This is a genomic window from Mesorhizobium sp. M0189, from assembly GCF_040322135.1.
In the GTDB taxonomy this organism is placed as follows: domain Bacteria; phylum Pseudomonadota; class Alphaproteobacteria; order Rhizobiales; family Rhizobiaceae; genus Mesorhizobium.
The window spans coordinates 36,771-60,492 of sequence record NZ_JAMYSW010000013.1; the positions used below are offsets into that span (position 1 = coordinate 36,771).

22 protein-coding genes and 1 tRNA gene are annotated in these 23,722 nt (G+C 61.3%); 10 read left to right on the plus strand and 13 right to left on the minus strand.

Translation table 11 applies throughout. The annotated features are described in order from the left end of the window. Positions 1-57: 57 nt before the first annotated feature. Genes NKJ09_RS21855 through NKJ09_RS21875 form a run of 5 tightly spaced genes read right to left on the minus strand, consistent with a single transcriptional unit; the run spans position 58 to position 5,155 of the window. Positions 58-1,089: a stage II sporulation protein M gene (locus NKJ09_RS21855; protein ID WP_352495277.1), complete on the minus strand. Its 1,032-nt coding sequence runs from the start codon at positions 1,087-1,089 to the stop codon at positions 58-60. Next, positions 1,086-2,393, minus strand: a complete 1,308-nt coding sequence (locus NKJ09_RS21860) for a DUF58 domain-containing protein (RefSeq protein WP_352495278.1) — start codon at positions 2,391-2,393, stop codon at positions 1,086-1,088. Before NKJ09_RS21860 ends, NKJ09_RS21855 begins: the two co-directional genes overlap by 4 nt. After that, positions 2,390-3,346 carry an AAA family ATPase gene (locus NKJ09_RS21865; RefSeq protein ID WP_352495279.1) on the minus strand — a complete coding sequence of 319 codons (957 nt, stop codon included), beginning with the start codon at positions 3,344-3,346 and terminating at the stop codon, positions 2,390-2,392. Before NKJ09_RS21865 ends, NKJ09_RS21860 begins: the two co-directional genes overlap by 4 nt. Next, the gene (locus tag NKJ09_RS21870; protein ID WP_352495280.1) at positions 3,333-4,532 is read right to left on the minus strand and encodes a DUF4350 domain-containing protein; all 1,200 of its coding nucleotides are present in this window, start codon (positions 4,530-4,532) and stop codon (positions 3,333-3,335) included. Before NKJ09_RS21870 ends, NKJ09_RS21865 begins: the two co-directional genes overlap by 14 nt. After that, on the minus strand, positions 4,529-5,155 hold the full coding sequence (locus NKJ09_RS21875; RefSeq protein ID WP_352495281.1) for a DUF4129 domain-containing protein: 627 nt from the start codon (positions 5,153-5,155) through the stop codon (positions 4,529-4,531). The genes NKJ09_RS21870 and NKJ09_RS21875 overlap by 4 nt, the downstream gene beginning before the upstream one ends. Positions 5,156-5,352: 197 nt before the next feature. Between NKJ09_RS21875 and NKJ09_RS21880 the strand changes: the two genes are divergently transcribed. Together NKJ09_RS21880 and NKJ09_RS21885 are read left to right on the plus strand one after the other, a co-directional pair. Beyond that, entirely contained in the window at positions 5,353-5,649 is a 297-nt protein-coding gene (locus NKJ09_RS21880) for a hypothetical protein (protein ID WP_352763503.1), read from the plus strand. A gap of 11 nt (positions 5,650-5,660) precedes the next feature. Further along, the gene (locus tag NKJ09_RS21885) at positions 5,661-6,077 is read left to right on the plus strand and encodes a hypothetical protein (protein WP_352763505.1); all 417 of its coding nucleotides are present in this window, start codon (positions 5,661-5,663) and stop codon (positions 6,075-6,077) included. A gap of 60 nt (positions 6,078-6,137) precedes the next feature. On the opposite strand, the gene NKJ09_RS21890 is transcribed toward NKJ09_RS21885, so the two are convergent. Genes NKJ09_RS21890 through NKJ09_RS21900 form a run of 3 tightly spaced genes read right to left on the minus strand, consistent with a single transcriptional unit; the run spans position 6,138 to position 8,877 of the window. Then, positions 6,138-6,914: an N-formylglutamate amidohydrolase gene (locus NKJ09_RS21890; protein WP_352495282.1), complete on the minus strand. Its 777-nt coding sequence runs from the start codon at positions 6,912-6,914 to the stop codon at positions 6,138-6,140. Next, positions 6,914-8,233 (minus strand): type I glutamate--ammonia ligase, encoded by a 1,320-nt coding sequence (locus tag NKJ09_RS21895; RefSeq protein WP_352515775.1) that lies wholly within the window; start codon positions 8,231-8,233, stop codon positions 6,914-6,916. The genes NKJ09_RS21890 and NKJ09_RS21895 overlap by 1 nt, the downstream gene beginning before the upstream one ends. Continuing rightward, positions 8,230-8,877 carry a cysteine hydrolase family protein gene (locus NKJ09_RS21900; protein WP_352495284.1) on the minus strand — a complete coding sequence of 216 codons (648 nt, stop codon included), beginning with the start codon at positions 8,875-8,877 and terminating at the stop codon, positions 8,230-8,232. The genes NKJ09_RS21895 and NKJ09_RS21900 overlap by 4 nt, the downstream gene beginning before the upstream one ends. A 151-nt stretch (positions 8,878-9,028) precedes the next feature. On the opposite strand from NKJ09_RS21900, the gene NKJ09_RS21905 reads away from it, so the two are divergent. From NKJ09_RS21905 to NKJ09_RS21925, 5 genes are all read left to right on the plus strand, one after another. Further along, positions 9,029-9,751 (plus strand): LuxR family transcriptional regulator, encoded by a 723-nt coding sequence (locus tag NKJ09_RS21905; protein WP_352495285.1) that lies wholly within the window; start codon positions 9,029-9,031, stop codon positions 9,749-9,751. A gap of 169 nt (positions 9,752-9,920) precedes the next feature. Next, positions 9,921-10,577 carry an acyl-homoserine-lactone synthase gene (locus tag NKJ09_RS21910; protein WP_352495286.1) on the plus strand — a complete coding sequence of 219 codons (657 nt, stop codon included), beginning with the start codon at positions 9,921-9,923 and terminating at the stop codon, positions 10,575-10,577. A 33-nt stretch (positions 10,578-10,610) separates the two neighbouring features. After that, positions 10,611-11,024: a hypothetical protein gene (locus NKJ09_RS21915; RefSeq protein ID WP_352495287.1), complete on the plus strand. Its 414-nt coding sequence runs from the start codon at positions 10,611-10,613 to the stop codon at positions 11,022-11,024. 145 nt (positions 11,025-11,169) lie between these two features. Continuing rightward, complete coding sequence (locus tag NKJ09_RS21920; RefSeq protein WP_352495288.1) at positions 11,170-11,574, plus strand: hypothetical protein; 405 nt, start codon at positions 11,170-11,172, stop codon at positions 11,572-11,574. Between the two features lie 43 nt (positions 11,575-11,617). Continuing rightward, the gene (locus NKJ09_RS21925; protein ID WP_352515774.1) at positions 11,618-13,141 is read left to right on the plus strand and encodes a tyrosinase family protein; all 1,524 of its coding nucleotides are present in this window, start codon (positions 11,618-11,620) and stop codon (positions 13,139-13,141) included. A 90-nt stretch (positions 13,142-13,231) separates the two neighbouring features. Here NKJ09_RS21925 and NKJ09_RS21930 read toward each other — a convergent pair whose 3' ends face one another. The 4 genes from NKJ09_RS21930 to NKJ09_RS21945 all read right to left on the minus strand — a co-directional run bounded on the left by NKJ09_RS21930 (position 13,232) and on the right by NKJ09_RS21945 (position 17,877). Beyond that, a complete protein-coding gene (locus NKJ09_RS21930; protein ID WP_352495290.1) occupies positions 13,232-13,879 on the minus strand; it encodes a hypothetical protein in 648 nt (215 codons plus the stop codon). Next, positions 13,854-16,178: a hypothetical protein gene (locus NKJ09_RS21935; protein ID WP_352495291.1), complete on the minus strand. Its 2,325-nt coding sequence runs from the start codon at positions 16,176-16,178 to the stop codon at positions 13,854-13,856. The genes NKJ09_RS21930 and NKJ09_RS21935 overlap by 26 nt, the downstream gene beginning before the upstream one ends. A gap of 588 nt (positions 16,179-16,766) precedes the next feature. Beyond that, positions 16,767-16,840 (minus strand) — tRNA-Gln (locus tag NKJ09_RS21940). 104 nt (positions 16,841-16,944) lie between these two features. After that, positions 16,945-17,877 (minus strand): lysylphosphatidylglycerol synthase domain-containing protein, encoded by a 933-nt coding sequence (locus NKJ09_RS21945; RefSeq protein ID WP_352495292.1) that lies wholly within the window; start codon positions 17,875-17,877, stop codon positions 16,945-16,947. A 299-nt stretch (positions 17,878-18,176) separates the two neighbouring features. Between NKJ09_RS21945 and NKJ09_RS21950 the strand changes: the two genes are divergently transcribed. Next, positions 18,177-19,583, plus strand: a complete 1,407-nt coding sequence (locus NKJ09_RS21950; protein WP_023717235.1) for a Ppx/GppA phosphatase family protein — start codon at positions 18,177-18,179, stop codon at positions 19,581-19,583. Continuing rightward, entirely contained in the window at positions 19,580-20,290 is a 711-nt protein-coding gene (locus NKJ09_RS21955) for an RlmE family RNA methyltransferase (protein ID WP_023717236.1), read from the plus strand. Before NKJ09_RS21950 ends, NKJ09_RS21955 begins: the two co-directional genes overlap by 4 nt. Before the next feature lie 211 nt (positions 20,291-20,501). Here NKJ09_RS21955 and NKJ09_RS21960 read toward each other — a convergent pair whose 3' ends face one another. Continuing rightward, complete coding sequence (locus NKJ09_RS21960; protein ID WP_352495293.1) at positions 20,502-21,923, minus strand: MFS transporter; 1,422 nt, start codon at positions 21,921-21,923, stop codon at positions 20,502-20,504. A gap of 296 nt (positions 21,924-22,219) precedes the next feature. Between NKJ09_RS21960 and guaB the strand changes: the two genes are divergently transcribed. After that, complete coding sequence (gene guaB, locus NKJ09_RS21965) at positions 22,220-23,722, plus strand: IMP dehydrogenase (RefSeq protein ID WP_352458563.1); 1,503 nt, start codon at positions 22,220-22,222, stop codon at positions 23,720-23,722.

A 23,722-nucleotide genomic window follows, 5' to 3' on the forward strand; every position in this document is an offset into this window, starting at 1 on the left:
CGGAGATCGACGCCTTCGGGCGTGATCAGCGGCCGTATAGCCGCAAAGGCGGCGCGTCTACCGATGGCCATGCCGCACCATCCGGAACAGGTAGAAGTAACCGATCCACAGCGCCAGCATGCCACCGCCAATGGCGTAGCGCGTGACGTCGCTGGTGATGGTCTGCCTGCCAATGCCCTCGAGCAGCCCGGCAAACAGCAGCATGACCGAGACCCCGACCATAGCATTCGCGGCGATGCGTCCGGCACGAGCCGCTGCCGCCATGCGTGTCAATTCGCCGGGAAAGGCGATGCTGGTGCCGATGCGCATGCCGGCCGCGCCGGCCAAAGCGATTGCGAACAATTCGGTGGTGCCGTGGATGGCCAGCCAGCCGCCGAGCTCCATGCCAAGTCCCTTGGACCAATAGACTTGGAACAACGCACCGATCATGCAGCCGTTGAACAGCATCAGCAGCACCGTCGGCACGGCGAAGGCAAAGCCAAGGGCGAAGGCCAGGATTGCGACCTGGACGTTGTGCGTGAACAGATAGGCGGCAAAGCCTGAGAGAAAGCCATTGTCGCCATCATAAAGCATGCTGCGCAGCAGTTCGGCCGAGGCATCGGGACCGCGGCCCCCCGCCAGGCTGGACGGGATGATCGCGTCGAACCAGCTCTTGTCGGATGCCACCAGCCAGGCGCCTGCACCAATGCCGATCACCATCAGCGCGACCGAAACCAATGTCTCGCGCCACAGGTCGCGAATGGCTTCGGGCCAGTCGTGCAGGAAGAAATCGGCGAGGCGCTGCCGCAGCCCGCGACGTGCGCCGTAGAGATAGAAATAACCGCGCAGCGACAGCGCTTCGAGATAGGCGACCAGCGCGTTGTCGAGCGAGGTCGCCCGCGCCACCGAAAGGGAAGACAGCGCCGATCGATAGAGTAGGGGCAGCGACAGCAGCTCCTCTTCGGAAAGCGTGCGCGGCGCACGCTTCTCGACACGCGCCAGCAGTGCCTCGAATGCTTTCCAGTCGGCCTCGCGCTCGCGGCGAAAGCTGGCCAACGACTGGCGTACCGCGTCGCCACGCACCGCACTGCCGGGTACTGGCGCCGTCACAACAGATCCTCCTGCTTGAACTGCAGATAACGCTCAACCAGCGCGGGACCCAGCCGGTTGTGGTTGGCTTCGATGACATGCGCCCCGAGCAGCCGCAGCCGGCCGATGACGACCTGCCTTTCGCGCAAGAGCCCTCCGGCAACGACCGCGCGGGCAACGTCCTCGCCGGAGCGTGGCGGCATGTCGGCCAGGCCCTCCAGTTCGGTATCCTTCATCAGCATGAACAGCACCAGATGCCGTTCGGTGAGCCGGCCCACGGTGCGCAGCATCAATTCGGCACTGATCGGATCGACGAAATCGGTGAAGATGATGACCAGCGAACGGCGGTCGAGCCGCGCCGCCAGCGTCGTCAGCGCCAAGGTGAAGTTTGTCTCCTCGCTGGAATAGTCGATCTCGGCGGCCCGTTTCTGGATCATCGCAAAGCTGGCGGGGCCGCGTACCGCGCCGCTCGAAACGCGCGGCCTTGCATCGAAGCCGAACAGGCTGACCATGTCGCCGCCCTTCAGCGCGATGAATGCCGAGAGCAGGGCGGCCGTCACCGCCCGATCCACCTTCGGCACACCGTCGACCGGCTCGCACATCAGGCGTCCGCTATCGATGGCCAGCACGATATTGTTGTTCTCCTCGATGCGGAACTCGCGCGCCAAAAGCTTGCCGTGGCGGGCGCTGCGCTTCCAGTCGATCATGCGCCGGCCCATGCCCGGCTGGTAATCCTTGAGCGCGTCGAACTCGCGGCCTTGGCCGGCGCGGCGCTGCGCATGGCCTTCAGCGAGGGTCGCACGCTGCAGCAGCGTGAGCGCCTCGCCGCGGGCGCTGCTGACGTCGGGCAGCACCGCAACCTTGCTTTCCACCGGCAGCACGACCTGGTTCCAGACCAGCCCGAACGGCCCGCGCCAGCGCACCCAAAGACGGTCGAAGCTGGCGATCCCACGCCGCAGCGCCTGGAAGCGAAGGTCGAGCGACCCGCCTCCGGGGGTTGGCAGCAATGTCCCACCGCTGTCGCTCACCGGCGCCAGACGCGCATCGTGGCCGACGCGAGCCTCCGCGGCGCGCGGCCCCGAGTGACGGGCGGCGATTTGCACGCTGAACTCGCCGCCGACACCGACCTGCTGCGGCGCATCGATGCTGGCATTCAGCGATGCCCGCCCGCGTCCGGCCGCGGCATCCCCCGCCAGGAAGGCGAGCAGCAGGCAGCTCCACAGCAATCCCAGATACCAGAACGACGGCAGTGCCAGCGCGATCAGGAAGGCCGGCACCGCGCCGGCCGCTGCTGCCCATACTGCTCGGCCGCTGGGATAGATCAACGTGGCGCTTCCGTCTGGTCGACCAGGTCGGAGACGATCTGTTCGACCAGGCGGCCATCGATCTGTGCGGCCGGCGAAAGGATGACGCGATGGCGCAGCGCCGGCACTGCCAGCGCCTTGACGTCGTCGGGGATCACATAGGCGCGTCCGTCCAGCGCTGCCCTGGCACGCGCCGCCCGCGCCAGCATGGCGCCCGCGCGTGGGCTGGCCCCGACTTCCAGATCGGCATTTTCGCGCGTAGCCCGTACCAGCGCCGCTATGTAGCCGATGACATCGTCGACGAGGGTGACGGAGCCGACGGTTGCAAGTGCCTCCTGCAGCGTCTCGCGGTCCGTCTGCGCCTCGATGCCATATTGCGCGATGTCGTGCGAGGCGGAGCCGCCGCCGTGATGGACGATGATGGCTCGTTCTTCCTCGGGGCCGGGATAGCTGACGCGGTGCTTGAACAGGAAGCGGTCGAGCTGCGCCTCGGGCAGGGGGTAGACGCCCTGGTGCTCGATCGGATTCTGGGTCGCGACGACCATGAAGTTGCGGCCGAGCGAATGCGTGGTGCCGTCGAACGTGACCGCATGTTCCTGCATCGCCTCGAGCAGTGCGGCTTGCGTCTTGGGTGGCGTGCGGTTGATTTCGTCGGCAAGCAGGAGATCGCAGAAGATCGGGCCGCGCGTCAGCGTGAACTGCCCGGTCTGGAAGTTGTAGATGTTCGACCCGACGATGTCGCCGGGCATCAGGTCCGGCGTGAACTGGATCCGCCCGTAGGTGACCCCAAGCGCTTGGGCGAAGCAGCGCGCGGTCATTGTCTTGGCCGTGCCGGGAGGGCCTTCGAGCAAGATATGCCCGCCTGCAAACAAGGCGGTCAGCATCAGGTCGACCGTATCGTGCTGCCCGGTAATCGCCTTGGCCACTTCTTCCCTGATCCGTGTCGCCAGGGCCTTCACATCATCGACGTTCACCGAGCCTCCTTGCTGTCCAGTCGTGCAGCCGCTCAGCTGCCTGTTGCATCTGCGTCAGGTTCTTCGCCTCGCCGGCGGCTTGCGAGCGCGTCGTGAATCCGCCGGCTTGCTCCTTATCGCGAGAGTCGAGCCAGTGGTCGAGCGCTGTGCCTTGCAATCCTTGCGGTGCCCCGAGCAGCGCGCCGGCGCGCACCCGCATCAAGGCCGCATAGCGGCCTCCCAGCTCGTCCAGCCGGCCGGCACGCCGCATGAGCATCGCCGTCGTATCGACCAGCGCACGCTTGCCGAAAGCAATTGCACGCTGGTCGGCACGCGGCGGGCCGAATCGGCCGAGGCCATGCAGGAACGCCAGCGCCGCAGCGACCAGGATCGTCAGTGTCAGCGCCAGGAACGGCGGCTCGACCAGAAGCTTGGCCAGATCATACTTCCGCCCCGCGCCGTGCAGCGTCAGATCGAACATCACCGGCCCGTCGTCCGGCTGGAGCAAGGCGATCAGCCCGAGCGCCGCTGCCGCCTTGTCGGGATCCTTGAGGGCGGCGTTGTTGATCAGGTCGGGGTCGGTCAGGATATAGAACGGCTTGTTCTCCACTTGCGTCAGGACGGCCTGGCCTTTGCCGGCTGCAATGACCGGGTGTTCGTCCGCTACCCACTGCAATTCTTCGGGGGCGTTGACGAGCCTGCCGTCGATGTCGAGTTGCTTTGGCGTACTTTGGCCGGCACCAATCTTTGCATCGGCGATCCGGCCAAGCCACTCGTTCACCACCGAACCAGGCAATCGCCCGAATTTCATGTTCCAGCCTTCATGCTCCTGCAGCGGCAGGATCTGCCATTTGGGCAGCACGAAGAGCGTGTTCTGGTCCTGACGAAGGTCGAGGATGTGGTCGAGAGCCTCCGGATCGCTGTCGAGCGAAATGGTGACGATCAGCAGCATGTCGGTGCCGAGATCGTCCTCGGTCCGCGCCATGAAGGGCGGTTCGCCGGTCAGCTTCAGCCATTCGGCCAGGCCGGCGTAGCCGACGCCGCTTTTCGACAGCGGCGTGGCGCCGCCATTGCCGGGTTGCCGGAAATCGGGAGCATAGGTGGACAGCAGGAAGAAACCGGCAGCCGCAAGCAGGCTGGCGAAAATCCCCCAAAACAGTGTCTTTCGATTGAACGGCTCCTGCGCCTCGACCGCCGGTGCGCTCACGTCCAGGCATCCCGGAAGGCGAAACGTTCATAGGCGCCGCGTGCTTGCCGCCAGCCTTCCGCGCCGACCGGCCGGCGCGCGAACAGCGCCGTCTCGACAATGCGGGCGATCTCGGTAAACGCATGGCGTGCCCTTCCCGGCAGGGAAGGAGCATTGGCGATGTCGCGCGCGGTGAGCGACGGGCGCAGGAAGTCCGGCAGCCGGCTGGCAATATCGGCGACGCTGCGCCGAAGCAGCAAGTGAACCGCCTCGTCATAGTCGCCGCGTGCGGCCAGCGCATCCGCTTCCGACAGCAGGATCTGCGCGGCGCCCGCGTCGGGACGCCAGGTCTCTTCGGCCTCGGCCTCGGGCCGCGCGCGCTGCCACGGCAGGTGCCAGGCGATGCCTTTCACCTCGAGGAAGACCAAAAGCAGGATGATTGCGGCGCCCGATATCACCGCCCCCCAGAACAGATAGATCATGTAGGGACCGAGCGATGACAAAAGATCGAGCAGCGGCTTCAGCCAGTCGGGCGGCTGGGGCGGCACATAGGCCGGCAGGTCGAACTGGATCGACTCATCGGCGATCAGCTGCTTGTGCAGATTGGTCAGCCATTCGGCTTCCGCTGTGCCTGGCTGTGCCACCGTCACCCGCTCCCCTGCAACCTGCAGTTCCCAGCCGACACTGACAATGCAGCACAAGAATTGCAAGTGGGCTGGACGCCCACGGTTAATCTTGGCAGAATTGCTATTAGGGCGCCGTGATACTGTTACGGCGAAACACGGGGGAAATCATGGCTTCAACGACATTGGAACGGCCTGAGAAATTCGAGATCGGCAGAGTGTTCAACAACAGCTTCGCCGTGATCGGCCGCAACATCGGCCTGTGCCTTGGACTCGCGCTGCTGTTTTCAGGCTTGCCGGCGATTATTCTTCGGCTGTGGAGCCAACCGCAACTAGATGCGGTTCTGCAGGGCGACCCCGGCGCCGCGGCCGATCCCTCGATGATGTTTCAGAATTCATGGATTACGGTTATTGCGGGATTGCTATCCTTCGTTTTCGCGCTGCTGCTCCAGTCGGCGCTGGTGCGGGCAACGACAACGGCAAGCGGCCGACCTTTGGCGACTGCATTCAGATAGCCATCCGCAATTTGCTGCCGACCCTTGGTATTGGCCTGCTCGTCGGCCTGGGTGCGGGCCTGGCGTCGATAGCTTTGCTGGTTCCCGGCATCATCTTGTGGCTCGGATGGTGCGTGGCGGTGCCGGTTCTGATCCAGGAGCGGCTTGGCGTGTTCGGTTCGATGTCGCGCAGCCGTGTCCTGACCAAGGGCAACCGCTGGCCGCTATTTGGCCTTTTCCTGATCCTGATGGTCATCGCGATGGTCATCCAGTGGGTGATGCTGGCAGTCATCGTCATGTTTGGCGGGATCATTGCCGATGTGGCGGCAGCCTTGGTGTCGACCGTGCTGTCGATGGTGCTGTCGGTCGCCACGGCGGTCAGCTATGTCGAGCTGCGGCAGGTCAAGGAAGGCACCAGCGTCGAAGAACTGTCGCAAATCTTCTCCTGAGGACGGTGGAGGCTTTTCACCGGCTGGCATCTTGCGTTGCGGTCGAGCAGCCGAGCTCGGTCATAACGCCTTTGTCTGTGCCGGCAACGCTGCTGCCAGGCGGTGCGCCCATTCCTCGATGCCGGAGCGGCCCGCCAGCAGGTCCTGCCTGATCTCGACGAGGACGGCTGGAATGCCGCGATCGTCGCCATGGACCGGTATGGCGTAGTCGCCCTCGCGGCTGATCACGTAAGGCTCGTTTGCCGCGACGTTGAGCCCGATGCCGGCGCCCAGGCCGGCAAGCATTGCCTGGCCGAAATCGATTGCCCGGTCGTAAAGCACGCCGCCATGCCAGGGCCTGCCAACACCGAGGTAGACCGGCGTGAAGGAGTGGATCGTCGCGATCCGTGTCGCTCTGCCCTGCTTCGCCCGCTCGTCGAGATGGGCAGCGACGCGGTCATGAAACGGCGCGAACATGATCTCGGCGCGCCGGCTTCGCTCCTCCGGATCGAGGCCGACATTGCCGGGGATCTCAGTGTCCTCCGATAGCACCGGAATGCTGCCGCTGGAACCAAGCGGCCGGTTGAGATCGATCAAAAGCCGCGAATAGGAGCTGAGGAAGGCCGGAGCATCGAGCAGCTTCGACAGAAGGCGGGTCACTTCGGCGGCGCCGATATCCCAGGCGATATGGCGCTGCAAATGGCTGCTGTCGAGACCAAGCCGCGCATACTCGGCCGGGATGTGATTTGACGCGTGCTCGCATATCAGAACGATATCGGAACGCCCCGTTTCGTTGATTGCGTCGACCGCGGGTGGCCAACCTTCCGGTAGGATGGCGTTGGCAAGCGGCTCAGCCATCAATACAGCGTCCGGTAAAGGTCGCAGACTGCCACTGGATCAAGCCCGGCAAGGCGCTCGGTCTCATGCCGCTTGAGGCCGACAAAGGTCTCGACGAACACCGGCGCGAACCATCCTGTCACGGTCTTGTCGGCAACGAGCGCGTCGAGTGCCGCCGGCAGCGTTTCCGGCAGCCGTACGAGGCCAAGCTTCTTGCGTTCGGCGGCGCTCATCTGCGTCGGGTCGCCGGTGACCAGCGGCGGCGCCGGCAGCTTGGCCTTCAGCCCTTCCAGCCCGGCGCGCACGATCGCCGCCAGCGACAGATAGGGATTGCCGGTGGCGTCGGCTGCCCGGTATTCGATGTTGTACTGCCGCGCCGGATCGCGCCCGCCGATTGTCACCGTCGGGCAGATGCGCAGGCTCGCCTCGCGGTCGCGATCGGCAAGCCAGGTGTAGGACGAACTCCAGCTATGCGGCTTCAGCCGGTAGTAGGACGACACACTTGCCGCCGTCATGGCGGTGATTGCGGGCAGGTGGCGCAGCACGCCGGCGCAGAACGAAGCGGTCCGGCTGGAAAGACCGCCCGGCTGGGCCGGATCGTAGGTCGCCGGCTTGCCGGCCTCGTCGACGAAACTGAAATGGATGTGGACGCCGTTGCCGACGGCATCCGGCGCGATCTTGGGCGCGAAGCTCGCCCGCCAGCCGGCACATCGCGCGACTTCGCGCGTGATCTCACGGATGGCGACCGCGCGATCGGCCGCGGCGAGCGCATCGGCTGGCTCGCATGTCACCTCGAATTGGTCGGTGCCGAATTCGGCGATCACCACTTCGGGCGCGACGCCGGCTTCCGCTAGCGCCGCTATCAGATTGGCGGCAAACGGATCGGCGCGGCGCAATGCGGCCAACGACATCGAATGAGCCGGCCCAAAGTCGCCCTCGATATGGAATTCATGCTCGAACGCGGCGATGACGGAAAGCCCGGTCGCCGCCTTCAACTCCGCCAGCGCATCGCTCAGCATGGTCCGCGTACAGCCGACCCACGGGCTGCCGTCCAGTTCGACGATGTTGCCGGCGACCATGTCGAACGGTGTCGGCGATCCGGTCAGCGCCGTGCGAAACCGCGCGTTGAGATCGGGAATGAGCCGCACATCGCCGGACGAGCCCCAGGGATTGGGGTCGACGATGGAATTGAAGGGCGTCAGCGACAGATTGGCCTGCAGCCAGCCGACGCCGGTCGCGGCGATCTTCTGCAGCTTGCTTTCGACGACGGAGCGGCCGCGCGTGATCGCCGAAAGGTCGGTGGTGACGACGGCAACGAGCGGTTCGACGGTCGATGTCATGTAGCTTTTCCCAAGGCTTCGAAACGGGCAGTAATGATGGCGGTGTCGGCGATCCAGCAATAGCCGCCGAAAGCCTCGAGCGCGCCATCATGGCGCTCCTGCGAGGCAGCGGCGCAAGCGTCTGATACGCAGGTGACGAGGTAGCCGCGATCGGCGGCATCGCGCACCGCCATGTCGACGCACTGGTCGGTCATGATGCCGGCGACGATCAGGTAACGCACGCCGAGGTTTTTCAGGACATAATCGATGTTGGTCGAATTGAAGACTCCCGACGACGTCTTCGGCAGCATGATCTCGTCGCCGACCGGTGCCAGCGACGGCACCGGCAGGCCTTCCGGCCGGCTCGGCGCGATATGAATCGGCGTCAGCTTGTGGTCGAGCGAGCAGTCGCGGCCATCCTCGGTCAGGCTTTGGATGATGGTATGGATCACCTCGACGCCGTTGGCCCGCGCCGCCGCCAGCAGGCGTTCCTGGTTGGGGATCGTTCGCGACGCCGTCTGCCGGTAGAAATAGTGGTCGGGACCGCGCTCCGGATGCGCCGGATCGGCGCCGGGCTCCAGCCAGACCCGTTGCATGTCGACCAGCAGCAGCGCGGTTTCGCCGGCCCGGAACGGCTCGTTTCGTTTCGGCAATGATGGCGTCATGCTTGGGGGTCCTGCTTCGCTGATCACGTCTGGCTGATTTAGCTGATTTTGGTCCACGCGTCCTGCGTGGCGGACACACTTATTGGGAGTATTCGAAGTTGCTAATTTGAGTTAAAGTTTGTTTTCGGGCGTGGAGACGGGGGTCTCTGTGATGATCGATTCAGACGTGTTCGACTTTGTCGAACGCTGCAGGAAACACACAGCCACCGGGCCGCTGCTGAGCGACCTTCTCGATACCGTGAGGAACCTCGGCTTCGAGCACCTTATCCTGAGCGGAGTGCCGCTCAGCGGTCAGAAGCTTGCGCCGATGGTTGAACTGAATGGCTGGCCGGCCGGCTGGTTCGAACGCTATGTCGAGGCCGAGCATGCCGCGGTGGATGGTGTTTGCATCTACTCGGCAAAGACCCTGAAGCCGTTCCTCTGGTCCGAAGTCCCGGCAAAGTGGTCGGATACGGAAGGTTCACGACGCGTCGCCGGCGAGGCGACGGAGTTCGGCATCTGTAGCGGCTTCGCTGTGCCGATGCTCAGCATTCACCATTGGCAATCCGTGCTGTCGTTTGCCTCTTCCGCGAAGTCCTGCACCCTTTCGCCGCGCCATCAAGTGCAACTGGTGACGATGGCGGTCTATGCCGGCATGTCGATCCAGGCCTTGGCGGATGATAATGATGACGATGAGGGCGTGCTGACCGACCGCGAAAAAGAAGTGCTGCTCTGGGCCGCGGCCGGCAAGACCTCGTCGGAGACATCCCAGATCCTTGGTCTGACCGAGCGCACCGTCAAATGGCACTCAACGCGGGCCCGCGAGGCTTTTGGCGTCGCAACGACCACGCAGGCGGTCGTCGAGGCAGTGCGCCGGCGCCTGATCCACCCCTAGAGCATGATCCCGAAAAGTTGCAGACTTTTCGGATAAGATCATGCGAAGAAACAAAGAGCTAGAGCAGGACGACCGTCCTGCTCTAGCCGCGTCAACTGTCCTATCGGACAGGTGACGTACATTAGCGAGGCTGCAAATATCCCTGCGAGAACGATCGGGGGATCGCGCCATGATAACGGCCCATGTAGTCAACGCGCATAACAAGCATCTCTACGAAAACGAATTCGACGAGTTTCTGCGCCGCCGGCACGATTTCTTCGTGCATCAAAAACGCTGGCGCCCTCCGAGCCCGGATGGTCGCGAGCTGGATCAATTCGATACGGATGCGGCGACATACCTGCTGGGCATTGAAGACGATCGCGTAGTGACTTCGGCTCGATTGATCCCAACGAGCGAGCCGCACATGGTCTCGGAGGTCTTTTCTCACATGTGCGAAAAATCGGGCGTCCCAAGACGTCCCGACTGGGCCGAATGGACCCGCACATTTGTCGTTCCCGACAAGCGAACTGCTGGACTGAGGGGAACGCTGACGCAGCTGTGCTGCGCGGTAATGGAATACTCTCTCGACGAGGGCCTCAGCGCCGTCGGCGGCGTCCAGGAGACGTACTTCATGCCGCACCACGGCGCCCTCAAATGGCGCGCCGAGCCGATGGGCATGGCGAGGGAAGAAAACGGCGAGTGGTACATCGTCGCGTATATCGAGGTGAACGAGGCGGCGCTAGCGAGCGTGCGGAAGATACTTGGGATTGAGCATTCGTTGCTGGTTCGGCGGGGACGACAGGTACCTTTTGTGGACAACAGAAGGACGGAGCTCGTTCTGTACTAAACGCGAACAACCAGGGCTGTAAGGGAGGAAGCTATGCAATCGCGTGTTTATTCTGTCGAGGACGTGCATATTGAGAGCCTGATCGTAATTCCCGAGAATCCGCCAGCCATCGCAGTATCGGCCAAGGGATCGGTTCCAACAACCGGATGGACGCATCCCGATCTTGCGCCATGGATATATATAACTCCCCCGAAGGACGGTATTCTTGATCTCGACTTTGTGGCGACACAGCCAACTGGCTTCGTACTGCAAGTCTTCACGACCATAGGCGTCGTCAAGGCGTTCCCCGTTCCTGCGTGGGTAATTGGTGTCAGGATTCACAGTTCGACGAACAAAATGGAAGCCAAGATCGAAGGCGCCAGTGAGCCGACCAAAGCCTTGATGAGTGGGGAAGGCTTGCCGGTTCCCTGGCCATTCCCTTGGTGGGCACCGAAGAGCATTCGATAATCCGGGCGTTGGCGAACTCCGAACGCGCGGGTTGGACGGGCGATTTCTTATGGCGGACCAGTGCAGCGAAATTGTCTCTGCCCTGAATAACCATTGTTGGCCGGAGTGAAGCTGAGACCATGTTTCTCTAATGAGGAGTACAGAAATGAGATACTCGACGCTGCATATCGTGACTGGGATCGTCGCATCCCTAATGTCGCCGGCTGCTTTGGCCGCAGATGATGTCGGGCTGGTATCGGGATCGTTCTCCGCGACCTATGTGCCTACGGACACGGGCTGTTCGGCGCTCCTGGTAACGGGGCAATTTCTCGCTCCAACTCCAGATTATAAACTGAGCCTTGCGAAAGCGAGCCCTCAGGATAATCCGCTCATCCTCCAACTAGAACTTTCCGCACTTCCACCGGTGGGGCAGGTAACGCAGGTGTTGACCCTGACGCCTGTTGAGTATGCCGATCCCAACTATCAAGATTGTCACTATGGTGTGGCGGTTAGTTACAACAAGCAGAGGGTCGTTGTTGGCCTAATACCTGCGAGCGTCAAAGGTCGATGAAGCAGTTCCATCCAGGACATGATGTCTAGACACCGAACGCAACATGAGGATCAACATGGTTACGCGAAGAGATGTAATTGTTGGAGGCTCTGCATTCGTCGGTCTAGCGGGAACGGTCTTCAAGGCACAAACCGCCACTTCACGCATTCGCTCGGAGGTCAGCACTCCAGAGGGACGAGGGATGCTGTCGCGCTATCGCGAGGCGGTAAAGCTTATGAGAGACGAAACCAAGTTCCCTCGACACGACCCAAGATCATGGAAATTCCAGGCAAATATCCACTGGGTTCATCCAGAAGACAATTCGGAGGAGGCATTTGATGCCATATTCTCAACCAGCGGCATGTCAAATGAACAAGCAGACGCTGTCAAAAGGCATCGTATTCTGGCGATTGGCACCTCTTCTGCAGTGAGAACATGGGCAACCTGCCAGCATACGGACAATGTAGAGTACTTTTTCTTAGGATGGCACCGACTTTATCTGTGGCACTTCGAGAGAATCGTTGCCTCACTTGTAGGGGATGACTTCGCATTGCCGTATTGGGACTACTCCCAGAAAAACTCTTCCTTCGGTCGCGCCCTGCCTCCTGAGTTTCGAGTTGCCATAAACGGATCACAAGCAGGGAACCTGCTATGGTATGAACACAGAGACGCTAAAATGAACAAGGAAAGCAACCCTGCGGAACTTGAAGAGTCGGATGTCACGTCAACGGTCGCATTTAAGGCCGATGGGCTTTACAAACCAGGTGATATGAGTGGTTTTAGTCGAAGTCTTAACAACGCTCCCCACGGCAATGTCCACGGCGCTATTGGAGGTTCCGGAATTGATGCCGGGATGGGTAGCGTCCCTACGGCCGCGCGTGACCCAATATTCTGGATCCACCATTGCAGTATAGATCGCCTATGGGAAATGTGGCGGAGATCGTCCAAAGGCAAGTCAGACGAGGGGTCTTTCCGCAGCGACTGGGAAAACGTGTCGTTTGCTTTCGCTGATCGTAATGGTGAACGTACGGAAATGGCAGTGCTTAAATCTTTAGACCTGCCGTACTTGGAGTATGATTATGATACCGTTCCCCTCGTGGAGGAGGTGATCACTACATTGGATATTCAATCGTCGCGAAAGGTGATGATCGCCGAAATGGGGAAAGGTGAATCAATCACCGTGGTTGGAACAGGGGCTGTAGTTGACCTCGCTACTACGCCCGATCTGATGACAGTAGGTGCTGTGGAGATTTCTGACGCATCAATTGAATTGGAAATTCGTGCTACCGAAGAGCCGAGTACATCGTTCAATGTATTCGTGAAATTTCCTGCCCAAGCTGCGCTCGAACAAAAAGAGGTAGCCGTGGGTCGGTTCAACGTGTTTGGTGCGTCAACAAAAAATCAACCCGGCGGCGCTCAGTTCTTGGTAACCCTTGATGCAGCGAGTGTTTTACCTGAGCTTAAAATTAGAGGCATTGAAAAGCTTGAACTTCGCGTTTCGCCAGTGAAAGGTGAAACGACAATCCCTATCAAGATCGATTCGGTTCGAATTCTTGTGAAGCAGCGACAAAAAGGCGAACTTAAATAGTATCACAAAATCATGGCTGGGGAACCTGGATTCGAACCAGGACTAACGGAGTCAGAGTCCGTGTTGGGATATTGGTTACTGAGGGCGCGATCAATTGTCCGCATTGGCATCGAGCACCATGGCGACGAATGAGGTCCGCTGAAAGAAGCGTAGCACCCAAATGGATTGCGTATAGGACGGTTCCGACAATAGAAGATAGCGATAGTCAAAAATATCTGGCTCCGCCGATTCAAAATGCATCGCGCCAAGAATCTCACCAGGAATCGCAAAACGCATGACATCTGCGAAGACCTGATGATCTTTGATAGGTGAGGGGAGTCCATGGTGCTTGGACAATCCGCGCACGACCTTGCGAACGATTCGTAAGATCCGCTCATCGTCGGCTGGATAAATCCTATATCGGTCGGGACCGGCATCTGGTGCTGGTTTCATCAGGGCAAAAAGGTCTTTGAGGCGGCGCTTGCCATCGACTTCTGCGAAGGCCCGTCGGGCGGCTCCATGCCAGATTTCATTCACAGCGTCGGTTGCGTCGCCGGCCACGAGGATCACGTTTCTAAAATGCGCGTCGTCGTCGGCCGTTCCGTTGTTGCATTCGGAGCAAGCCGCAATGATGATCCGCTGAAATTTGCTGGTGGCCTTCGACGGCGGATAGAGGCACTTGGGTACGACGTGTTCCCGCGTGGTGATTTTGAATTCTCCGCAAAGACCGCAGTTATCCCACCGTTTTCGTTTGCTCACTGTTCCCGTCTTTCATTTGGCTAGGAGCCTCGCCTTTGAGCGCGCTTTTCCTCTTCTGATGCTTACGTTCCCAATGCTTCCGGCGTTCCTCGTCAAATGTTGGTATGTCTAAATAGATCGACTGGGTGGCATTCGCGATGGCGTCAAGGTCATGGGTGTCCTCATAGCTGGCGAACTTGGCGTGCGTACCGCCCAACTTCTTCCAAGCGTCAGTCAAATGAAACTCGAAAAGTAGCTCGTTCCCGGTGAAGAGGATCACGGGATTTGTTGGACGGAAATCGTTATTCAGTCGTCGGCCCCATTTGACCAAACGCGTCAGCAATTGCTTTTCTTTTACCGTGAAGCTGTTTCTCAGCACTGACACAACAAGGTAAGAACCGGGGAGTCGAGAGCCAATATCAATCATCCGGTCGATGTCGGCCTTTTTCAGAAGCTCACCATCACCAAGCGATTTCGCCTCACCGATGATGAGGTCTGGCGGCCGGTTCGTATCCATGTCCGATGCAGCCTTGAAAATCACATAGTCAGCTTCCCGCTCAATACCATCAAATCTTAACTTCAGCGCAGTCGAGAACGTCATTGCATCAGAGCCGCCTCCAGACAGCCTGTCGAAGACACGCGCGACCAATATTGCGCCGTATGCGCCACGGGCATAGTCCGGCACAGCAAACGGTCCTATCGCCCGGAATGCCCAATTACCGTTATTCTTTTTGAGTCCCGACTGGGGAAACGGGTAAACCTTCAGACACCGTTCACATGTTAGTTCGTATTGGGTCTCCGCTAGGCTATGCCAGTTCTCGAATTGACAGTGTGGGCAGCCTGTTTCGATGCCAAGTCGAATGATGTTTCTGCGCGTGAAGTCCTCAAGCTTAACCTTGCTAAACAATCCCTTGCTATTTCGCTTCTCGATATGAGTGTGCCAAACGTTTAGGGATCTGGACTTGCCGCCCAAATGCTCCTCCGCAGCATCATCCCCAAGCTGGCGTTTTCGAAGACTGCCTGCCATGCTGTTCAAAAGCGCCAACGTATCGAGATTGGCGAGGAGGTGCACGCCCCAGAATCCTTCTAGGTGGTTGAGTACCTGCCCTGCGACCAATCCAGCATCGGAAGCTATAGCTTCAATTCCAAACACTTTGAGGGAGCCGATCACCGCATTCTCGTGGCTGATTGCCCTGAAGGACTCGACGGAATCCTTATATTTCTGAACGAATGACCAACCCTCGGCACCAACCAGAACTTCGTTGCCCATAGTGTCGAGGCTCGGCCAGTGTCGGTCGAAGGTGTTGAATGGGAACACTGTCGCCACGGCAATATTGTTGCCGTAAGTTCCGATCCGGGCAGTGTTGACCCAGCGGGCGTTTTGGCCGCCATAGCGCTCTGCAAAATCCGGGGCCAATGCATCGAACTGGATCATGCACTTATCATCCGTTGTCAGCGCAAATCGCTTGTCGCGCGCGGTGATTTCTGCCCTTAAATATCGCGGGTGCAGTGTGTTCTGAGGCACCCATATCTCATTGCGCCATCTCTTCACCGAAGGTGTGAAGTCGCCGGCTGCTGCAATGATTTTTTCCACGGTTGAGTTTTGGACGTCATCAGAGATCGACCGCGCAAACTCAATCGTTGGATGGTGCATGGCCCCGTTCGGATTGCCTTGGAGCGGGCGAGTTTCATCTTGTAGAATGTGTGCAATGTCATCGGCTAGAACATCAGCCCAATCGATTGGCACTGGCAGTACCGGGCTAGGCTCCGAACGCATGTTCCACAGATCGATAACGTCAATCGAGCGGCGAGGGTCGAAAATAAATACCACCAGATCATGTTGCCAGGAACGCTGAACTTCGAGTCCGTACTGGGTAGTGCGTAGCGGAGTCTGTGCTCCATCTAAGAACACGTTTCGCCAAAGCGCGTGGTCAGCTTTCATCACTTCTGGTTTGAAGACATTGGCATAGCTTTTAGCGAAATAGTCAGAGGCCTCATCGGCCGGATAGTCTCCGAAGACAGCTTCAACTAAAGCGCTCGTTGGATCGACTGGTACAGCCACAGCAGGGCGTGCATCGCGAAGCCGAAAGCGCCGCTCGGTTTCGTAAATCTCAGCGAGTGGGTCTACTATGCTCAGTCCCATGCTGAGTTCGGACCAGTTGCGGTCCTCCCGCTTTCTGAGGAGAGCGTCCAATCCAATAACCGACGTCCGGGCGAGGCGATCATTACGCAATGCCGCTAATCCGATGGCTTCGGCAAGTCCTTCTTGAGCTTCGACGAAAACTTCCGGCTCGAAAAACTGAACGTATCCACGGGCCACATTGTAACCCTTAACTCTGTCTCGCGTGCGCGACATCCAAGCCGTAGGCGGCTTCTGAAAGACAGGGATAATAGGATTATAGGCACCTCCCCAAAGGCACGTGCAAACCTGCATGAACCGACGGATCGATCCCATATCGGTTGGCTTTACAAGTAACGCAATCCGGGTTGGGCGAAGCCTCACTGTTGCGGAAATATCGACCATCGTTCAGGCCCCCCGGGCATTTAGTGCGACAATAGACCGGACAAACCAATAGTCCGTGCAAATTTATTGGAAAAAAGAGAGCAGAAGCTGGATAATCTGCATAGGTCATTATATCTGGGATAGGAGTAACACGCTCCTATTTCGTGACCGCGCATTGGGGTTACCCGGCTTACACTGGTCGGCGCAACCGAGGCGGAGATAGCCACATTGACCGGCCATAGCCTTCGTGACGTACGCTCAATTTTGATGTGCACTACCTTGTGCGAGATACGGCGCTGGCGAAAAAGCCATCGCAAAGCTTGAGGGGAAAAAAATTCCCAACCAAGTGCCCAACTGACACTAGCGGGTCGGGTCTGAGCAGCCGGAAATGTGAGTGAAATCAAGTGGCTGGGGAACCTGGATTCGAACCAGGACTAACGGAGTCAGAGTCCGTGGGTCTACCGTTAACCTATTCCCCAGCAGGCGCGGCTGTCGAAAACCGATGTCGCCGCGCGTGCCTTGTAGCCGCCGCCGGAAAATAGTCAACCCTGTGTCTGGGTTCAATCGTCGGCTTCTGGCGCATTCAATTCTCGCTGCGGCTGAATTGCGAGCGCTCGAAATAGAGCACGACGCCGAGTGCGATCAGCAGCGGGATGATCAGGTAGAACAGCCGGAACACCAGCAGCGCCGCCAGCACGCCGACCTGGTCCATATGTGACAAGCCGGCGAGGAACACCACCTCGAAGACGCCGAGCCCGCCCGGCGCATGCGAGATCTGCGCGATCGAGAACGACACCAAGAAGACGCCGAGCACGACGAAATAGCCGGGATTGCCGGCGGCGGGCAGGGCGAAGAAGATGATCGCCGCCGCCGCCAGCAGCTCGATCGGGCCGACCAGCAATTGCCGCGCCACGATCGGCAGCGCCGGGTAGTGCAGCTGAAAGCTGCCGATTCTCAGCGGCCTCAGATGCAGCCAGCTGCCGAAGACATAGGCCGCCACCACGAGCAGCATGGCGAGTCCTGCCGCTTGCGACAGCTTGTGGTGCGGCGTGCCGGAAAACCGGTCGATCACCTCAGGCTCGAGCAGCAGGACGAGGCCTGAGACGAACAGCGTCGACAGCACGAAGGTGATCCAGCAGATCGCCACCAGAACGCCGACATCCTGCCCGGTCAGGCCCCTGGTGCCATAGGCGCGGTAACGGATCACCGCACCGGAAAACACCGAGCCGCCGATATTGTGCGACAGCGCGTAGGTGGTGAACGAGCAGAAGGTGACGAACAGCCACGAGACTTTTTTGCCGATGTGCAGAAGCGCGATGTGGTCGTAACCGGCGAGCGAGGCATAGGCAATGACCGAGCTCAGCGCCGCCAGCACCCAGCCGCGCGCCGGGATGGCGACGATGCCGTCCCAGACATCGTCGAGCGATATGCCGCGCAATTCGTGCAGCAGCAGCCACAGCGAGAACACCACGGCGGCGATGCCGATCACGGGCCAGAAATAGCGCCTCCAGTTCATGGCGTGAGGATCATGCGTTGCAGCCCGTACCCTTTTTCCGGTTCGCAGCAGGAAAACCGCCCGCGGTCCCGAATGGTTTCGCCCTCCATTTCAGAAATGCCTCATTGAAGCCGGCTATTCAACCGGGAAGGCGCGCCATCATCGGGCCGAGGGCACGGGCGAGACAATGCCGCCGGCAAAATTCGCCGCGAGCACTCTTGGTGATCCGGCCCGGCGCTGATAGTCTGGCGGCAACTTGAACATGTAAATGCGCCTGCTGCGTCCGGTCTCCGGTTCGCGCGGCGCCGGAAGGAACCACAGTGGAAGACCACGAAGCCGGCGCTGGTGCGCCGGAAGTGGGCGTGTCCAGGGGTTCGCCGACGCCGTCCGGCCAGGCAAGCCCATCCACCGGACGCTACGGCCGTCAGGTGCAGCCCCGGTCCGGCAACGGACAGACTGGCGACACGTCCCAGCACCAAAAGGGCCAAGACCAAAAAGGCCCGCATCAGAACGGCAAACCCAAGAAGCGGCGCAAGCGCCGGCGCGGGCGCAAGGTTTTCGCGCGCGACGAGGCTCGTCCGCTGGCGGCCGGCGCTTCGGTGCCCGCCGCCAACGAGACCCCGGCCGCGCCTCCGCCCCAGCCAGCGGCTTACGTGCCTCCGCCCTCAGCCCCGGCAACGTCGCCAAGGCCGGGGCAAGGTGCCCGCACGCCGCCACCGCTGCAGGAGTTGCCGGTGTTTGCCGCGCTCGATCTCGGCACCAACAATTGCCGTCTGCTGGTCGCGGTGCCGACGCGTCATGGCCAGTTCCGCGTCATCGATGCCTTCTCGCGCATCGTCAGGCTGGGCGAAGGCCTTACCGCCAACGGCCGGCTCGGCGAGGCTGCAATGGACCGCGCGGTCGAGGCGCTGAAGATCTGCGGTGACAAATTGCGCAACCGCAAGGTCAGGAAGGCCAGGCTGATCGCCACCGAGGCCTGCCGCACCGCCGCCAACGGCGTCGAGTTCCTCGAGCGCGTCGAACGCGAGGCCGGCCTGAAGCTCGAGATCATCGACCGCCAGACCGAGGCGCGGCTGGCGGTGTCGGGCTGCGGCTCGCTGGTCGAGCGCGACACGCAAGGCGTCGTGCTGTTCGATATCGGCGGCGGCTCGTCCGAAATCGCGCTGATCGACCTCACCGGCCATCGCTCGCCAAGGCTTGCCAACCATATCGTCTCGTGGACCTCGCTGCCGGTCGGTGTCGTCTCGCTGGCCGAGCGTTTTGGCGGCCGCACGGTAACGCGCGAGATCTTTGGCGCCATGGTCGAGGATGTTGCAATGCGGCTGCGCGCCTTCGACGGGCGCGACCGGCTGAGCCACCTCCTGTCCAGCCCGAAATTCCATTTGCTAGGCACCTCGGGCACGGTGACGACGCTGGCCGGCGTCCATCTCGATCTCGAACGCTACGATCGCCGCCGCGTCGACGGGCTGTGGATGGATCGCGACAGCGTCGACCGCATGGTCGAAAAGCTGGTCGGCTGGGATTTCCAGCAGCGCGTCGCCAATCCTTGCATCGGCGCCGACCGCGCCGACCTGGTTCTGGCCGGCTGCGCCATATTGGAGGCGATACGTGCCGTCTGGCCGTCGGAGCGGCTGCGTGTCGCCGACCGCGGCCTGCGCGAGGGCATATTGAGCGAATTGATGGCCGATGACGGCGTCTGGCGAAACAGTGGGCGTGGCCGGCAATGACGAAGAAACCGGAAAAGCCGAGTTCGGCCAGCATTCGCGTGCTGAAGACGAAGATCAAGAAGAAAAGCGGCTTGAAGGAATCGTCGCGCCGCTGGTTGCAGCGCCATATCAACGATCCGTATGTCCAGCGCTCGAAGGCCGACGGCTATCGCTCGCGCGCGGCCTACAAGCTGATCGAGATCGACGACAAGCACCATTTGCTCAAGCCAGGCATGAAGGTGATCGACCTTGGTGCGGCACCCGGCGGCTGGTGCCAGGTCGCCGCCGCACGTACGAAATCTACCGCGGAACACCCGAACGTCGTCGGCATCGACTATTTGGAGATGGACGCGGTGCCGGGCGCGCCGGTGCTGCTGATGGATTTCCTCGATCCTCAGGCGCCGCAGAAGCTGGCCGAGGCGCTGGGCGGCCAGCCCGACATCGTGCTCTCCGACATGGCCGCACCCACCACCGGCCACAAGCGGACCGACCACATCCGCACCATGCATCTTTGCGAGGTGGCGGCCGATTTCGCGCTGTCGGTACTGAAGCCGGGCGGCCACTTCCTCGCCAAGACCTTTCAGGGCGGCGCCGAAAACGAATTGCTGGCGAGGCTGAAGCGGAATTTCCGCTCGGTCCATCACGTCAAGCCGCCGGCCTCGCGCGATGAGTCGGTGGAGCTGTATTTGTTGGCGAAGGATTTTAAAGGCGGAAACGGCGCGGCGTGAAAATCGCTCTGTAGCGATCCTTCGCGCCCCCCTCTGTCCTGCCGGACATCTCCCCCACGAGGGGGGAGATTGGCAGCTTCGGCGCGCTGTCTAATCCTGCAACGTTGAATATTGGCGAAAGCCGATGTCACGTCCGATCTCCCCCCACGTGGGGGAGATGTCCGGCAGGACAGAGGGGGGCGCCTCCGGCGTCCGTAAGTACGAGCAAAGGTCAACTCCCCGGCGGGCTCACCGGCTCCAGCGTCTTCGGCGGTGTCAGTCGGCCATGTCCCGACACGGCATTGCCGGCGTCCGGCGCCAGCCGCATGAACGACAGCGAGGCTGCCGCCGACATCGCCGCTACGATGAAGAAGGCGGTGTGGAAGTCGCTCAGCGTCAGTGGGCCGCCATGGATCTTGGTCGACACTTCCAGGATGCCGCCGGCCAGCGCCACACCGAGCGCGATTGCCAACTGCTGGAACACCGCGGTGATCGGCGTCGCCTTGCTGGTGTCGGCGGCTGAAATCTCGGCATAGGCAAGCGCGTTGATGCCGGTGAAGAACATCGAACGGATGAAGCCCCCGGCGAGCAGCATGGCGAGGATCAGCCCATAGGGCGTGTCGGGTGTGAACAGGCCGTTGATGGCAATCGACGCGGCAGCGATGAGCGAGCCTGAAATCAGCACACGGCGGAAGCCCGCGACCCTGAAGATCAGGGCGGTGACGAATTTCATGCCTATGGCGCCGATTGCCGAGACGAAGGTGATCATGCCGGACTGGAACGGCGTCAACCCGAAACCGATCTGGAACATCAGCGGCAAAAGAAAAGGTACGGCACCAATGCCGATGCGGAACAGTCCGCCGCCGAGCACTGACGAGCGGAACACCCGATTGCGAAACAGCTCGAGCGCCAGCAGCGGATTCTTGGCGTGGCGCGCGTGCAGCAGATAAAGCACCGCCGATGCCAGCCCGACGGCAACGGTGATAAAGCCGGCAGCCGGCGGCAGGGCCGGCAGGCTGACCACCGACAGGCCGAACACAATGCCCGATGCCGCCAGCCCGCTCAGCACGAAACCGATGAAATCGAGCGGCGGCGTCTGCGCGGCGTCGGTCTTCGGCAGGAAACGCGTGGCCAGCCAGATCCCGATCAGCCCGATCGGTACATTGATCAGAAAAATCCAGTGCCAGGTGAAATAGGTTGTGATGAAGCCGCCGACCGGTGGACCGACCAGGGGGCCGACCAGAGCCGGGACGGTCAGCCACGACATGGCGGCGACGAGCTCGCTTTTCGGCGTGGCGCGTACCAGCACCAGGCGTCCGACCGGCGTCATCATGGCGCCGCCAATGCCTTGCAGGAAGCGTGAGACCACGAAAGCCGGCAACGAATTGGACATGGCGCAGGCGACCGAACCGATGATGAACACGGCGATCGCGGCGCGGAAGACATTCTTGGCGCCGAAGCGGTCGGCCATCCAGCCGCTGATCGGAATGAAGATCGCCAGGGATACCAGATAGGCGGTCAGCGCCAGCTTGAGCGCGATCGGGCTGGTGTGGATGTCGATGGCGATCGCCGGCAACGATGTCGCAATGACGGTCGAATCCATGTTTTCCATGAATAGAGCGACCGCCAGAATAAGCGGAATGGTGCGGTTCACGATGGATCCGGCCTTGAAATGTGCGTCGCTATTGCTTGCCGGCCTTGGGGCCAAACCGACACGTAGGGCGGTTATCACGCCTTGGCCCGGATGTCGCATTAATTTGCTGTCACGTTTGTGCGACCGCAAGTCGTGCGCAGCACCTGGGGCAAAATGCATCGTCGCCACTATACAACCATCGGCTTTTCAACGGCGACGGGACGTGTTACGAGCCAGCGCCAATCCTGAAAGGGAAGAAGACGAGTCGGCGCTGTCCATCCAGGGCGAGCGCCTTTCCTGCATTCCGAGGGCTGGCCATGGCAAAAATCATCGAGACGTCCACCGGCGCATTGGCGCTGACCTTTGACGACGTGCTGCTGCAGCCCGGTCATTCCGAGGTCATGCCTGGCGAGACCGACATCCGCACCCGCATCGCCGGCGACATCGACCTCAACGTGCCGATCCTGTCGGCCGCCATGGACACGGTCACCGAGGCGCGGCTTGCCATCGCCATGGCCCAGGCCGGCGGCATCGGCGTCATCCACCGCAATTTCTCGCCGGCCGAACAGGCCGAGCAGGTGCGGCAGGTAAAGAAATTCGAATCCGGCATGGTGGTCAACCCCGTCACCATCGGTCCCGAGGCGACGCTGGCCGATGCGCTGGGTCTGATGCGCACCTACAGCATTTCGGGCATTCCGGTGGTCGAGAACGGCGGCACCGGCGGCCACACCGTCGGCCGGCTCGTCGGCATCCTGACCAACCGCGACGTCCGCTTCGCCTCCGACCCGGCGCAGAAGGTCTATGAGCTGATGACCCGCGAGAACCTGATCACCGTCAAGGAGAACGTCGATCAGGACGAGGCCAAGCGGCTGCTCCATCAGCACCGCATCGAGAAGCTGGTTGTGGTCGATCGGGACGGCAATTGCGTCGGGCTGATCACGGTCAAGGACATCGAGAAGTCGCAGCTCAACCCGCACGCCACCAAGGATGCGCAGGGACGCTTGCGCGCCGCCGCCGCCACCAGCGTCGGCGATGACGGTTTCGAGCGGGCCGAGCGCCTCATCGACGCCGGCGTCGACCTTCTGGTGATCGACACCGCGCACGGTCATTCGCAGCGCGTCCTGGATGCGGTGACGCGGGCCAAGAAGCTTTCCAACTCGGTTCGCATCCTGGCCGGCAACGTCGCCACAGCGGAAGGCACGCTGGCGCTGATCGATGCTGGCGCCGACGCGGTCAAGGTCGGCATCGGGCCGGGCTCCATCTGCACCACCCGCATCGTCGCCGGCGTCGGCGTGCCGCAGCTCTCGGCAATCATGTCGGCGGTCGAGACGGCGCAAAAATCGGGTGTCTCGGTCATTGCAGATGGCGGCATCAAATATTCGGGCGATCTGGCCAAGGCGCTGGCCGCCGGCGCCAGCGCGGCGATGATCGGTTCGTTGCTGGCCGGCACCGACGAGAGCCCGGGCGAGGTCTATCTGCACCAGGGCCGCTCCTTCAAAGCCTATCGCGGCATGGGCTCGGTCGGCGCGATGGCGCGCGGCTCCGCCGATCGCTACTTCCAGGCCGAGGTGCGCGACACGCTGAAACTGGTCCCGGAAGGCATCGAAGGGCAGGTGCCGTACAAAGGACCTGTGTCTGGCGTGCTGCACCAGCTTGCGGGCGGCCTGAAAGCCGCTATGGGTTATGTCGGTGGCCGCGACCTTGCCGATTTCCGCGAGCGCGCCACTTTTGTGCGGATATCCAATGCCGGACTTCGTGAAAGCCACGCCCATGACGTCACGATTACCCGCGAAAGCCCGAATTATCCTGGCGGAGCCTGA